The organism is Burkholderia sp. Bp9143 (assembly GCF_003853645.1).
Lineage (GTDB): Bacteria > Pseudomonadota > Gammaproteobacteria > Burkholderiales > Burkholderiaceae > Burkholderia.
This window is the reverse complement of record NZ_QTPO01000095.1, coordinates 1-13,596: the sequence shown is the minus strand read 5'-3', so window position 1 is coordinate 13,596 and position 13,596 is coordinate 1. Positions and strand designations below refer to the sequence as shown.

The window sequence follows — 13,596 nt, the reverse complement described above, 5'->3', positions numbered from 1 at the left end:
CGCTCACGTCGAACGTCGCGCCCGTGCCCGCGAGGTTGACCGCACCCGTCGACGCGAGGCTGCCGCCCGAACCGAGCTCGAGCGTGCTGCCACCGTTGATCGTCGTGCCGCCGGTATACGTGTTCGTGCCCGACAGCGTCTGCGTGCCGGTGCCCGCGAGCGTCAGGCTGCCGGTGCCGCCGATCGCACCGCCGAACGTGTTGCTGCCGCTGCCGCTCAGCGTCAGCGCGGTCGCGCCGAGATTCACGTTCGTGCCGGCCGTGCCGGTCAGCGCGCCGATCGTCTGCGCGCCCGACGCACCGCCCAGGTCGAACGTCGCGCCCGCGCCCGCGAGATTCACCGTGCCGCTCGCCGCGAGACTGCCGCCCGCACCCAGTGCCAGCGTGCTGCCGCCATTGATCGTCGTGCCGCCGGTATACGTGTTCGCGCCGGACAGCGTCTGCGTGCCGGTGCCCGCGAGCGTCAGGCCGCCCGTGCCGCCGATGACGCCGCCGAACGTGCCGCTGGCCGTCCCGCCCAGCGTCAGCGCGTTGGCGCCGAGGCTCACGTTGCTGCCGGCCACACCCGACAGTGCACCGAGCGTCTGCGCGCCCGACGCGCCGCTCAGGTCGAGCGTCGCCCCCGTGCCCGCGAGGTTCATCGTGCCCGTCGGCGCGAGGCTGCCGCCTGCACCGATCGCCAGCGTGCCGGCGTTGATCGTCGTGCCGCCCGTGTAGCTGGCCGCACTCGTCAGCGTCGTCGTGGCCGGGCCGTTCTTCACGAGTGCCCCCGCGCCGGTCATGCCGCCGTTCAGCGTGAGCGCGTTGGTGCCGCCGAGCGTCAGCGTCGCGCCGGTGCCGAGGTTGACCGCGTTGTTCAGCGACAGGCTCGTGCTCGTGTCGAGCGTCGCTGCGCCGCCGACATTCAGCGCGCCGCCGCCGAGCGCCCCGCTGTTGCCGAGGACCAGGCCACCGCTGTTCAGGTTCGTGCCGCCCGTGTATACGTTCGCGCCCGTCAGCGTCTGCGTACCGGTGCCGGCCAGCGTCAGGCTGCTGGCGCCGCCGATCACGCCGCCGAAGGTGCCGCTGGCGGTCCCGCCCAGCGTCAGCCCGTTGCCGCCCATATTGACGATCGTCCCCGCAGCGCCCGACAGCGCGCCGATCGTCTGCGCGCTCGTCGCGCTGCTCAGGTCGAGCGCTGCGCCCGCGCCGGCCAGGTTCACCGTGCCCGTCGCCGACAGGCTACCGCCCGCGCCGACGGCCAGCGTGCCGGCGTTGATCGTCGTGCCGCCCGTGTAGGTGTTCGCGCCCGTCAGCGTCGTGGTCGCCGGGCCGTTCTTCACGAGCGCGCCCGCGCCAGAGATCGCACCGCTGAGCCCGAGCGCGTTGCTGCCACCCAGCGTCAGAGTCGCGCCCGTGCCGAGATCGATCGCGTTGGCGACCGACAGGCTTGCATTCGTATCGAGCGTCGCCGTGCCGCCGACGGCCAGCGTACCGTTGCCGAGCGCCCCGTTGTTGCCGAGCACGAGACTGCCGCTGTTCAGGTTCGTGCCGCCCGTATAGGTATTCGCGCCGTTCAGCGTCTGCGTGCCGGTGCCCGACAGCGTCAGGCTGCCGGTGCCGCCGATGACGCCGCTGAACGTGCCGCTCGCGGTCCCGCCCAGCGTCAGCGCGCTGGCGCCGAGGGTCACACTCGTGCCGGCCCCGCCCGACAGCGCGCCGATCGACTGTGCTCCGCCCGCGCTGATGTCGAGCGCGGCGCCCGGATTGACCAGGTTCACCGTACCCGTGGACGACAGGCTGCCGCCCGCGCCGATCGCCAGTGTCCCGGCGTTGATCGTCGTGCCGCCCGTATAGGTGTTCGCGCCCGTCAACGTCGTGGTCGCCGCGCCGTCCTTCACGAGCGCACCCGCGCCGGAGATCACGCCGCTCAGCCCGAGCGCGTTGCTGCCGCCCAGCGTGAGCGTGCCGGTGCCGAGATCGATCGCATTGCCGATCGACAGGTTCGTGGTCGTATCGAGCGTCGCCGCGCCGCCGACGGTCAGCGCCCCCGCGCCGAGCGCCGAGCCGTTGCCGAGCACGAGTCCGCCGGAATTCAGCGTCGTGCCGCCCGAGTAGCTGTTTGCACCGGACAGCGTCAGCGTCGCGGCACCGTCCTTCACGAGCCCGCCCCCGCCGGAAATCGTGCCGCCCAGCCCGAGGCCGGTGCTGCCGGCTAGCGTGAGCGTCGTGCCGGTGGCGAGGTTGATGCCGTTCGCAAGCGATACGTTCGTGGTCGCATCGAGCGTCGACGAGCCGTTGACGTTCACCGCGCCGGAGCCCAGCGCCGTGTTGCTGCCGACGACGAGGTTGCCGCCGTTCAGGTTCGTGCCGCCCGTGTACGTGTTCGCGCCGGTCAGCGCCTGCGTGCCGGTGCCGGACAACGTCAGGCCACCGGTGCCGCCGATCGTGCCCGCATACGTCGCATTGACGTTGCCGTCGAGTATCAGCGAATTGCCGCCGAGATTCACGTTCGTGCCAGCCGCGCCCGCCAGCGCGCCGATCGTCTGCGTCCCGGTCGCGCCGCCCAGGTCGAACGTCGCGCCCGCGCCGGAGAGGTTGACCGTGCCGGTCGGCGAGAGGCTGCCGCCCGCGCCGATCGCCAGCGTGCCGGCATTGATCGTCGTGTCGCCCGTATACGTGTTCGCGCCGGTCAGCGTCGCGGTCGCCGCGCCGTTCTTCGTGAGCCCGCCGGTGCCGCTTATCGTGCCCGTCAGGCCGAGATCGTTGCTGCCGCCCAGCGTCAGCGTCGCGCCCGTGGCGAGATTGACCACGTTGCCGAGCGTCACGTTCGCACTCGAATCGAGCGTCGCCGATGCGTTGACGTTCAGCGCGCCCGCGCCGAGCGCGGTATTGCTGCCGACCACGAGACCGCCGGCGTTCAGGTTCGTACCGCCCGTGTAGCTGTTCAGACCCGACAGCGTCAGCGTGCCGCCATCGCTCTTCGTCAGCGCGCCGCCGCCCGTCACCGCGCCTGACAGCGTGAGCCCGGTCGCGCCCTGCACCGTCAGCCCGCCCGCGCCGAGATCCACATTGTTGCTGACGTTGAGCCCGGCGACGCCCGCCTGCAGCGCACCGCCGGTGGCCGTGATGGTGCCCGTGCCGAGCGACGCGTTGTTGTCGATGATCGCGACGCCGCCCGCCAGCGTCGCGTCCTGCGCGGTCGACGCGCCGCTGATTGTCCAGTTGCCGCTCGTGACGTCCAGGTGATTGAAGTTGATGTAGTTGCTGACCGCGATGGCGCCGTTTGCCGATGCGCCTTGCTGCAGCACCAGCGTGTTGTCGCCGCCTGCCCCGCCGTCAACGGTGCCGGTCGCCGCGACGCCGAGCGTAACGGGGCCGACGGTGATGTTGAACGCGCCGCCCGTGCCGCCCGCCGAATTGACCGACGAGCCCGTCACGGCATTAAACGTGTTCGTGCTGTTCGCGCCCATCGACACGCTGCCGTTGATCGTGCCCGAGTTGGTGAACGTATTACCTGCCCCGGGCGTGCCGTTCGTACCGAGCGACACGCGGCCGGTGATCGTCCCGCTGTTCGTCATGTTGACCGTGGCGCCGCCGTACGCGGCCACCACGGGCGCGTCCGCGCCGGTGAGGGTCGCGCCGACCAGCGGGTTCGAGCCGATCGTGCCGGTGTTGTTGATCGTCGACGTGCCGCCGGTGCCGTTCTGGACCGACAGCGCCATGCCCGTCACGCCGCTGATCGCCACCCCGGTCGAGCCGTTCATCGTGCCGTTGTTGGTGACGCTGGTGCCGGCACTCGCCGCCGCGTTGCCGATCACCGCGCCGCTCGACAGCACGCCGAGCCCGGTGCCGAGCGCCGACGGGTCGATCGTGCCGTTGTTGGCCAGCTGGGTATTGTTGCCAGTCAGCGACATCGCGGTACCGCCGACGCCGAGCAGCACGCCGAGGCTCGCGCCGGGATTGACGGTCGCGTGGATGTTGTTGGCGCTGTTCGAATAGCTCGGCGCCAGCGGATTCGCGACGCCCGAACAGGTCACCGTGGTGCCTGCCGTGGTGCAGGTCGCATAGGCGGGAACGATGCCCGCGCCGGACAAGGCCAGGAAAACGCCGGTCGGCAACAGGAGTCTCGGAAACGGCTCTCCGCTCTTCTTCGAATGCGCAATATTCATGCGTCCCCTCGGCATCAGCATGACCGCTGAATCGGACCGGCGACGGCGGAAAATCCGGAACGCAAGCGTGCCCTCCGGCGGTCGCGGTACGACGTCGGTTTATTCGTGGATGAACTGCTGGTTAATCGATTCTCGTTTGCGAATGCAAAACTAACCGGATGACATGATCGTGGACCCCTGTTTTTATGCAGCGACTTTCTGGTTGATTTGATTACCGCCCTGCTTTTTGTCAGACAAGGCTATATCAAAAAAATATGGTTTTCCAGTCAATCTTTGCTTATCGGGGCAAGGCCAATGGAATGCGTATTTTTTACTCGCACAAATTCTCGAAGCGACAGGAACCGAGGGGTTTTCCGGTCATTCCGTCAAATTCCGGGCAAAACAACCAATCGCGGGATCCGTGAAAACACCCATACCTCATACAAAATCGGCTACCGTGTTTTTGCGGCGCAATACAAATGACGGCGGCATTCAGTCGACGCAAATAATCGGGAGCCGTTTAATTTCAAGAATCGAAAGCATGGATTTTCAACACCCCACAAAACGCTTTCGAATCCGGCGCACGTGAAGCCGCCATTTGTAAACGACAATGAAAGCCACAAACTCAATCGAATCCCGGCCGCCCTCGGGTTACGAAAGCGGGATCATCAGATAAACGATCGGCCGGAACGACACGGGCCGCGCATCGAGGTCGAGCCATCGACGCAGCGCATGGATCGCGTATGCGGGCACTTCCCGCCAGCTCGAATGGATAGCGCGCCACTGGAGGCGGTGCGGATACGCGGGGGAGATGTTCGCGGGTACGAGCCGACCCGCTCGAACGCGAGGCGCGCCCGCGCGAGGTGGTGATACTGGCTGACGATCAACACGCGCGACAGCCGGTGCGCCTGCATGTATGCGCGCGCGTGCCGCGAAGGTTCGGGGTTCGAAAGACCTCCAGACCAGGTCGGCGAGCCTGCCCGGCCGGCGTCAATCCACCGGGCACATCGCGAGGCGCCCCATCGCCTCCCCGGCGCCGCGCACCGCGCAGGTGGCCGGCTCGTCGGCGATCCGCGCGATCAGCCCGGTCTCGTCGCGCAGCAGGCGTTCGATATCCGCGAGCAGCGCGCCGCCGCCCGTCAGCACCACGCCGCGATGGGCGATGTCGGTCACGAGTTCGGCCGGCGCGTTTTCCAGCACCGACTTCACCGCGCCGATCACCTGCTTGAGCGGCGCGGCCAGCGCGTCTGCCACATCGTGGTTCGACAGCTCGATCGAGCGCGGCAGGCCGTCCTCGACGCCGCGCCCGATCGCGCGCGTCGACGTGCGCGGCACGGCGCTGGTGGCCGAGCCGATCGTCTGCTTCACGCGCTCGGCGGTCTGCTCGCCGAGCAGCACGCCGTACAGGTTGCGCACGTGGTTGATGATCGCCGCGTCGAACTGGTTGCCGCCGACGCGGATCGCCTCGCGGTAGACGATGCCGCCGAGCGCGATCACCGCGACTTCGGTCGTCCCGGCGCCGATGTCGACGACCATCGAGCCGACCGGCTCGGTCACCGGCAGACCCGCGCCGAGCCCGGCGGCAAGCGCTTCCTCGATCAGTTCGACGTCCGATACACCGGCCGCGAACGCCGCCTCGCGGATCGCGCGGCGCTCGACCGCCGTCGCATCCGACGGCACGCACAGCGTGACCTCGACGCGGCGGCTGAAGCGCGAGCGCGTGCGCGACATGTCGATGAAGCGGCGGAACATCTGCTCGGCGGCGTGCGCATCGGCGATCACGCCGTGCCGCATGGGCCGCACGGCCTCGAGATGCCCCGGCTCGCGGCCGAGCAGCGCCTTCGCGAGTTCTCCGACCGCCTCGAGCGTCGGTCGCGCGTCGGATGCGCCCCCCTTGCGAAAGCAGACGACCGACGGCTGGTTCAGCACCACGCCGCGCTCGTGCGTATAGATCCGCGTACTCGCCGTTCCAGGGTCGATCGCAACGGGTTGCGCAAACAACTTTCCGAACAGCGGTGTCGACATAGTTAGCCTTTTCTTGAACAAACCGGCCGGAGCGGCCGGGCCGCATCCCCGCGGCACGCCTTTGCTGCCCCATTACGGTCTTAGCGGCAAATCGTGCCGATACTTTAAGCAATTCCGATGATTTTTTCGCGACGAAATTGCCGAAAACGCGTGTCGGCAGGCCTGCGGCTACGCATCGGCCCCTCGCGTTGCGCTTGTAAAACACGGTAATCTCTCGGTCTTGCCTGCTCCCGGCAGGCGTCCGACGCCCGATCACGCCAGGTATTCCACCATGACAGCGCCCGCTTCTCTCCGCTGGCCAGGGGTGCGCCAGCTCGGCACAACGCTCGTTGCGCTCTGGTGCTGCACCGTTGCCGCGCAGCCCATGCCGGCCGCCGACACCGCTACCCGCACCGCGACGGCGGCCACTGCCGCCGCACCGGCCGCCCCCGCCACAACGGCCCCCGCCGCCACGCGCGAGCCGACCTGCAACGCCGACGGCGGTCCGGCCGGCCGGCCGTCGATCGGCCTCGTGCTGTCCGGCGGCGGCGCCCGCGGGTACGCGCACCTGGGTGTGCTGAAGGTGCTCGAGGAGAACCGCATCCCGATCGACTGCATCGCCGGCACCAGCATGGGCGCCGTGGTCGGCGGCCTGTATGCGAGCGGGATGGCTGCCGACGAAATGCAAAAGAAGCTGTCGGAAGTGAACCTGGGCGACATCGCGTTCGACGTGACCGACCGCGCGGACCTGCCGCAGAGCAGCCGCGAGGACGAGCGCCTGTACATCAACAGCCTGACGCTCGGCTTCGGCAAGAAGGGTGTGAAGGCGCCGGTCGGCCTCGTGCAGGGCAACCGGCTGCAAGCGCTGCTCGCGAACTGGACGGCCGCCGTGCCGACCAACCAGCCGTTCGACCAGCTGCCGATCCCGTATCGCGCGGTCGCGACCGACCTGCAGACGGGCCAGATGGTCGTGCTGGATCACGGCTCGCTGCCGCTCGCGATCCGCGCGAGCATGGCGATGCCCGGCCTGTTCGCGCCGGCCGAGATCAACGGCCGCGCGCTCGTCGACGGCGGCCTCGTCAGCAACCTGCCGGTCGACACCGCGCGGCAGATGGGCGCGAAGGTCGTGATCGCCGTCGACATCGGCTCGCCGCTGCGTCCGCTCGACGCGCTCGCGTCGCCGGCCGACGTGATGCAACAGATGGTCGGCATCCTGATCCGCCAGAACGTGACGTCGCAGCGCAAGCAGCTCGCCGCGCGGGACGTGCTGCTCACGCCCGACCTCGGCGCGCTCGCGTTCACCGATTTCCAGAACGCGAAGCAGGCGATCGCCGCCGGCGCGGCCGCCGCGACCGCGGCGCTGCCGCAGCTCAAGCACTTCGCGCTCACGCCGGAACAGTACGCGGCCTACCGGTCCGCTCATGCGCAGCCGCTGCCGCCGCCGATCCGCATCACGCGAATCGAGATCAAGACGACCGGCGGTGTGCCCAAGCGTGTCGTCAGCGACGCGCTGCACGTGAAACCGGGCGACACCTACGATCCGGCGACCGTCAGCCAGGACCTGCTCGGGCTGACGACCGGCGGCAATTTCGAGAGCGTGACGCAGCAGATCGTGAGCCACGGCGACGAGAACGTGCTCGAGATCGATGCGCGCGAGAAATACTGGGGGCCGAATTTCCTGCTGTTCGGCGTCGGGATGTCCAGCAGCTCGACCGACGAGGGCGGCTTCCGCCTGCACGTTGGCTACCGGCGGCCGTGGCTCACCGAATCGGGCCTCGAGTTCCGCGCGGACACGACGATCGGCAGCGACCTGCAGTCGGCCCGCGTCGAATTGCGGCAGCCGTTGCCGGCCGCATACGGTTTGTACATTTCGCCCTATGCGGAATATCAGCGTCGCTACGTGAACCTGTACGACAACAGCGGCGAGGTGAAGCTGAACCAGTACTTGATGCAGACGGCGCGCACCGGGCTCGACTTCGGCCTGCCGATCGGGCGGCTCGGCGACTTCCGGATGGGTATCGGCTACGCGACCGGGCACGGCTCGCCGAACTACAACCTGCCGTTCCCGTTCGATGACGGCAGCTCGACGCTGGTCTGGCCGAGCTTCACGTCGCAGGCGCTGACCGCGCGCGCGCGGCTCGTCATCGATCAGCTCGACGATCCGATGTTCCCGCGCCGCGGCTACTACGGCGAATTCCGGGTCGAACGGTCGCTGTGGTCGCACAACAGCCAGTCCGCTGAGGACCTCGCCGATACGTCCAACGCGCCTTATACCGAGCTCTACGGCAAGGCCATGATCGCGCAGCAGTTCGGCCGGCACAGCGTCAGTGCAACGATCGAGGGCGGCAAGAGCATCGGCGGCACCAACCTGATCAACGCGTTCAACTTCACGCTCGGCGGGTTCCAGCATCTGGCCGCGTATGCGGCCGACCAGCTGGCCGGCAACGAACTCGCGTACGGCAACGTGACCTACATGAACCAGCTGATGACGTTCAACGCGTCCCCGATCAAGGCGCTGTCGGTCGGTGCCAGCGCGGAAGTCGGCAACGTGTGGTCGAGCGGCGTGAAGGTCGGCGGCGGCACGCTCAAGCAGAGCTATACGTTCTTCACGAGCCTGACGACCGCGTTCGGCCCGCTGTACATGGGCGTCGCGCTCGCGCCGGGCGGGCGGCGCAACATCTACCTGCAGCTCGGCCGCACGTATTGACCCTGGCGGGCGGCGGTCGCCGCGGCGCGGCGACCGCGTTGCCCGATGGCGCCGGACAGATTGTCAGATCGGCCAGCTGATCTCGAATCGCGCGCCGCCGAGTTCGACCGGATCGACGACCGCGATCCGGCCGTTGTGCGCGTGCAGCACCTGCCGCGTGATCGCCAGGCCGAGCCCGTAGCCACCGGTGCGGCGGTCGAGGCGCACGAACGCGTCGAAAATCCGTTCGCGTTCGCTCTCCGGCACGCCCGGGCCGTCGTCCTCAACGAAGATCGCGATGTTGCCGTGCTCGATCGCGATCCCGACGACGATCCGCGATGCCGCATATTTGCTCGCATTGCGCAGCAGGTTGCGCATCGCGTACGACATCAGCCGCCGGTCCATCTTCACGCGCAGGTCCGACGCGATCGCGATGCGCGACTCGATCGCGCGCTCCGGATACAGCAACTGCGCGTCGCTGATCTGGTGCTCGAACCACGCGACCGGCGCGGTCAGCTCGAGGCTCGACTGCAGCGAGCTGTATTCGAGCCGCGCGTACGTGAGGCTCATGTCGATCAGTTCCTCGAGCTCGGTCACGTCCTGCGCGATGCTCTCCAGCGCCCCGTGGTATTCGGCGGCCGAGCCCGGTTCGCGCAGCATCTCGAGCGCGAAGCGCACGCGCGCGAGCGGCGTGCGCAGCTCGTGCGAGATCCCGTTCGTCAGGTCGCGCTGCGCGGCGATCAGCCGCTCCATGCGCATCGCGAGCGCATTCAGCGTGCGCGCGAGCGGGCCGATGATCACGCTGTGCGACTCCCGCGCGCGCGTGTTGAAGCGCCCGCCGGTGAAGTCGATCGCGCGCTCGCGCACCATCACGAGATCCGACCAGACCGGCCGCATCCACCGATACGCGGCGAGCGCGGGCGCGGCGAGCACGAACGCGAGCACGATCCAGATATCGCCCGGCAGCGCGTCGAACGCGTGCCACACGACTTGCGGCGACAACACGACGCACAGCGCGAGCGCCGGCACGAGCGCGGTCAGCAGCACGAGCCCGAGCAGCTGCAGGTAGGTGCGCACGTACAGCCGCGACCAGCTTGGAATGCGGTCGGCGCGCGTGTCGGTCCACGCGCGGCGGAAATGCAGCCAGCGCCATTTGACATAGCGCAGCGTCGAAAGCGGCGGTGCATCGGGGTGCGAACGGGTGGGTCGGATCATCGCGGCTTCCGGCTATCGTGCGATGCGGGGATGCGACGGCCGACGGCGTCGCGCCAGGGTCGCGTCATTCCCACGCATGCTTGCTGAACTGGTAACCCTTGCTGCGGATCGTCTTGATCCGCTGCGGGTTGCCAGCATCATCGTGCAGCTTGCGGCGCAGCTTCGAGATGCGCCCGTCGATCGTGCGGTCGAGGCCGTCGAACTCGACGCCGCGCAGCTGCAGCATCAGGTCGTCGCGGCTGACGACCTCTCCCGCATGGCACACCAGCACCCACAGCAGGTCGAACTCGGCCGACGTGAGGTCGGGCGAGTCGCCGCCGGGCAGCACGACCGAGCGGTCGGTGCGGTCGATCAAGAACTGGCCGAACGTGTAGCGCTCCGGCTGCGGCGCGGCGCCTTCGGCCGCGCGCGCGGGGACGCGGCGCAGCTGCGCCTTGATCCGCGCGAGCAGGATGCGCGGCTCGACCGGCTTGTGCACGTAGTCGTCGGCGCCGAATTCGAGGCCGAGCAGCTCGTCGAACGGCTCGTCGCGCGCCGTCACCATGATGATCACGCCGTCGTACTGCTTGCGCGCCTCGCGGCAGATCTCGAAGCCGTCCTTGCCCGGCAGGTTCACGTCGAGAATGACGAGATCCGGGCGCATGGACAGGATCGCCGGCACGGCGGCGTCACCGTGCAGCACAGTGTCGACTTCATAGTCGTTCTTGCGCAGGTAGCCGGCGATCAGCGTGGACAGGCGGGTGTCGTCTTCGACGAGCAGGATGCGAAAAGACATGGGCAACGGTCGGATCATACGGGGAGACCGCGGCGGCGGCAGGCTTGCGCCGGCTGCCGGCGAGCGGTCGAAACGTACCGCATGATACTGCGCCCGCCGATTGCCCGTTTGCCGATCTCAAAAATAAGGGTGCAATGATTGGCGCGCTTGACGAACCGGCGCCAAAACGGTTCCATACGGGCTCCCCGGAAACCGGGCCGCGCCCGCCCTGCCTCACGTGATGAACTACCAGCCGATCCTCGAACGCATCCACACCGAACTCGCCCCCTGGATCGGCCAGGGACGCGTCGCCGACTACATTCCCGAGCTCGCGAAAGTGCCCGCCGACAAGTTCGGGATGGCCGTCGTGACGCTCGATGGAAACGTTTACACGGTTGGGGACGCACACGAGCGTTTCTCGATCCAGAGCATCTCGAAGCTGTTCGCGTGCACGCTCGCGTTCCAGTTGCTGGGCGACGCGCTCTGGGAGCGGGTCGGCCGCGAGCCGTCCGGCAACGCGTTCAACTCGCTGGTTCAGCTGGAAAGCGAGCGCGGCAAGCCGCGCAATCCGTTCATCAACGCCGGCGCGCTGGTCGTCACCGACGTGCTGTGCCGCCGCTTCGTCAGGGCCGAGACCGCGCTCGTCGAATTCGTGCGGCGGCTGATCGGCGCGATCGACGTGGACTACGATTCGCGCGTCGCGCTGTCGGAACTGCAGCACGCGGAACGCAACCGCGCGATGGCGCATTTCATGGCGAGCTTCGGCAACATGCAGATGCCGCCCGACACGGTGGTCGACGCGTATTGCCGCCAGTGCGCGATCACGATGAACTGCGTCGAGCTCGCGCAGGCCGCGCTGTTTCTCGCGAACGGCGGCGTCGCGCCCGTCACCGGCGAGCGGATCGTCGATTCGAGTTCGGCGAAGCGGCTGTCGGCGCTGATGCTGACCTGTGGTACCTATGACGCGGCGGGCGACTTCGTCTATCGCGTCGGCCTGCCCGCGAAAAGCGGCGTCGGCGGCGGGATCGTGGCGGTGCTGCCGGGCGAAATGGCCGTGTGCGTGTGGGCGCCGGGGCTCGATGCGAACGGGAACTCGCTGGCGGGCACGCTGGCGCTCGAATGGTTGACGACGTATACGGAGCGGTCGATTTTCTGAAAACACCGAAGTGACTCATGGGAGAGCATCAGTCATGCAACCGGAACACGCTTCAGATTTCACGACGACTCACCACGCTGGCGCGGACGGCCGCACGCACGCGCCGATTCCATCGATCGTGCCGGCGCAAACCGCGCTGGTCGTGATGCACTACCAGACCGACATCCTCGGCCTCTTTCCGTCGGTCGCGCCCACCCTGCTCGCCAACACGCGCAAGCTGTGCGATGCGGCGCGGGCCGGCGGCGTTCACGTCTGTTTCGCGAATCTCCGCTTCAGCCCCGGCTATCCGGAAGTCAGCCCGCGCAACAAGAACGGGCAAGGGATCAAGCAGCTCGGCCTGTTCATCGACGACGGCCCATGCCCGGAACTCGGACGGCTCGACAGCGAACCGCTGACGCTCGCGCATCGCGCGAGCGTGTTCTTCCGCACCGACCTGCAGGGGCGGCTCATCGCGCGGGGGATTGATACGCTGATCCTGGTCGGGATTGCGTCGACGGGCGTCGTGTTGTCGTCGGTTGCGCACGCAAGCGATGCGGATTTCCGGCTGTATACAGTGAAGGACTGCTGCTACGACCCGGATCAGGTCGTGCACGAGCATCTGTTCGCGACCGCGTTCGAGACGCGCACGACGGTGCTGTCGCTCGCGGACGCGCTACGCTTGCTCGCGTAAACGCGCAACGCCCCCGCCGCGCCGGCCGGAACGCTTCCGGCCGGCGCATCCCGAGTGACTTCACGCGTTACTTCGCGCGTCACTTCGCGATATACACGCCCGACGTCGGGCACGTCCCCTGCGTGTTCTCGTCCGTCACGAGCGATGCCGTGCTCGGAAACTGCGCGATCGCATTCGTCTTCACCGCGATCCACGCTTCCGTGAAATAACTGACGCCGTTGGTCTTCGTGCACTTCAGCGATACCGCGCTGCGCGTATTGCTGCCGAACGCGCCTTCGAACGCGGACAGCAGCTGGTTGCGCGTCACCGTGTTGCCCGCGTTCGCCTGCAGGAACGCGTTGAACGACGTGTTGCCGAGACGACTGATCATGCCCGTCGCCTCGTTCCAGTAGGCATCCGGCGACGCCGAATTCGAGCAGGTGCCGTGCTTGAACCATTCGTGCTTGTCGAGGCACGACGCCACGCCCGGCATGTAGGTCGACAGCGTGTTGCGGGTCGCGGTGCTGACCGGATACGCGTCCATGCTGCACCACTGGTGCGCGTTGTCGAGATCGACGTCGCTCTGCGGCACGCCGCAGTAGAACGGCTGGTTGCCGTCGTACTTGTTCGGCCACAGGCCGTGCAGCGACAGGCTCGTCGCCGCATACGTGCCGGCGAGGTTCGTGCACTCCGGCGTGTCGTGCGACGCGCAGAAGCCGGGCTCCCACGAAGCCGCGAGCAACAGGTAGTCGTAGCTGGTCTGCGCGACGGCGTGCAGCGAGGCGGATGCGACGGCGAGTGCGGCCGCGGCGCGGGCGAGCGTCTTGAGCATGGCGTTTCCTCGGAAAAGGCTTGCGGTCGCGGGATGCGCCGCAAGATTGTCGAATGTCTGCCCGCGATTGTTGCCGACGCAACGTGGCATCAGTTTGACGTCCCCCCACTGCCTAAAGGCAGGGGATTCCCACTACTGGCGATGCACGTCCGCATCGGAGAATGTTCAACG

The 13,596-nt window shown here is 68.0% G+C and carries 8 protein-coding genes and 1 pseudogene; 3 read left to right on the top strand and 6 right to left on the bottom strand.

The genetic code is table 11. The features are described 5' to 3' along the window. The 3 genes and pseudogenes from DIE23_RS38275 to DIE23_RS38260 form a co-directional block, all read right to left on the bottom strand. The coding region (locus DIE23_RS38275; protein WP_185646620.1) for an autotransporter-associated beta strand repeat-containing protein at nucleotides 1-4,150 on the bottom strand (4,150 nt) is incomplete at its 3' end. A gap of 630 nt (nucleotides 4,151-4,780) precedes the next feature. Then, a pseudogene (locus tag DIE23_RS40630) lies at nucleotides 4,781-5,064 on the bottom strand (YdcF family protein); the annotation flags it as partial. Between the two features lie 55 nt (nucleotides 5,065-5,119). Next, the gene (locus DIE23_RS38260; protein ID WP_124618006.1) at nucleotides 5,120-6,154 is read right to left on the bottom strand and encodes a rod shape-determining protein; all 1,035 of its coding nucleotides are present in this window, start codon (nucleotides 6,152-6,154) and stop codon (nucleotides 5,120-5,122) included. Between the two features lie 271 nt (nucleotides 6,155-6,425). Between DIE23_RS38260 and DIE23_RS38255 the strand changes: the two genes are divergently transcribed. Further along, a complete protein-coding gene (locus tag DIE23_RS38255) occupies nucleotides 6,426-8,840 on the top strand; it encodes a patatin-like phospholipase family protein (RefSeq protein ID WP_124618004.1) in 2,415 nt (804 codons plus the stop codon). Between the two features lie 63 nt (nucleotides 8,841-8,903). On the opposite strand, the gene DIE23_RS38250 is transcribed toward DIE23_RS38255, so the two are convergent. Further along, nucleotides 8,904-10,034 (bottom strand): ATP-binding protein, encoded by a 1,131-nt coding sequence (locus DIE23_RS38250; protein ID WP_124618002.1) that lies wholly within the window; start codon nucleotides 10,032-10,034, stop codon nucleotides 8,904-8,906. Between the two features lie 64 nt (nucleotides 10,035-10,098). Beyond that, complete coding sequence (locus DIE23_RS38245; RefSeq protein WP_124618000.1) at nucleotides 10,099-10,809, bottom strand: response regulator; 711 nt, start codon at nucleotides 10,807-10,809, stop codon at nucleotides 10,099-10,101. 220 nt (nucleotides 10,810-11,029) lie between these two features. Between DIE23_RS38245 and DIE23_RS38240 the strand changes: the two genes are divergently transcribed. Both DIE23_RS38240 and DIE23_RS38235 read left to right on the top strand, forming a co-directional pair. Continuing rightward, nucleotides 11,030-11,944: a glutaminase gene (locus DIE23_RS38240; protein WP_124617998.1), complete on the top strand. Its 915-nt coding sequence runs from the start codon at nucleotides 11,030-11,032 to the stop codon at nucleotides 11,942-11,944. 34 nt (nucleotides 11,945-11,978) lie between these two features. Continuing rightward, nucleotides 11,979-12,614 carry an isochorismatase family cysteine hydrolase gene (locus DIE23_RS38235; RefSeq protein WP_124617996.1) on the top strand — a complete coding sequence of 212 codons (636 nt, stop codon included), beginning with the start codon at nucleotides 11,979-11,981 and terminating at the stop codon, nucleotides 12,612-12,614. A 79-nt stretch (nucleotides 12,615-12,693) separates the two neighbouring features. On the opposite strand, the gene DIE23_RS38230 is transcribed toward DIE23_RS38235, so the two are convergent. Further along, nucleotides 12,694-13,425 carry a ribonuclease T2 gene (locus DIE23_RS38230; protein WP_124617994.1) on the bottom strand — a complete coding sequence of 244 codons (732 nt, stop codon included), beginning with the start codon at nucleotides 13,423-13,425 and terminating at the stop codon, nucleotides 12,694-12,696. Between the last annotated feature and the right edge of the window lie 171 nt (nucleotides 13,426-13,596).

Bases quoted from the DNA above. Each gene is read 5' to 3' on its own strand.
- DIE23_RS38230 (WP_124617994.1), bottom strand. From the start codon at position 13,425: ATGCTCAAGACGCTCGCCCGCGCCGCGGCCGCACTCGCCGTCGCATCC.
- DIE23_RS38240 (WP_124617998.1), top strand. From the start codon at position 11,030: ATGAACTACCAGCCGATCCTCGAACGCATCCACACCGAACTCGCCCCC.
- DIE23_RS38260 (WP_124618006.1), bottom strand. From the start codon at position 6,154: ATGTCGACACCGCTGTTCGGAAAGTTGTTTGCGCAACCCGTTGCGATC.
- DIE23_RS38245 (WP_124618000.1), bottom strand. From the start codon at position 10,809: ATGTCTTTTCGCATCCTGCTCGTCGAAGACGACACCCGCCTGTCCACG.
- DIE23_RS38255 (WP_124618004.1), top strand. From the start codon at position 6,426: ATGACAGCGCCCGCTTCTCTCCGCTGGCCAGGGGTGCGCCAGCTCGGC.
- DIE23_RS38250 (WP_124618002.1), bottom strand. From the start codon at position 10,034: ATGATCCGACCCACCCGTTCGCACCCCGATGCACCGCCGCTTTCGACG.
- DIE23_RS38235 (WP_124617996.1), top strand. From the start codon at position 11,979: ATGCAACCGGAACACGCTTCAGATTTCACGACGACTCACCACGCTGGC.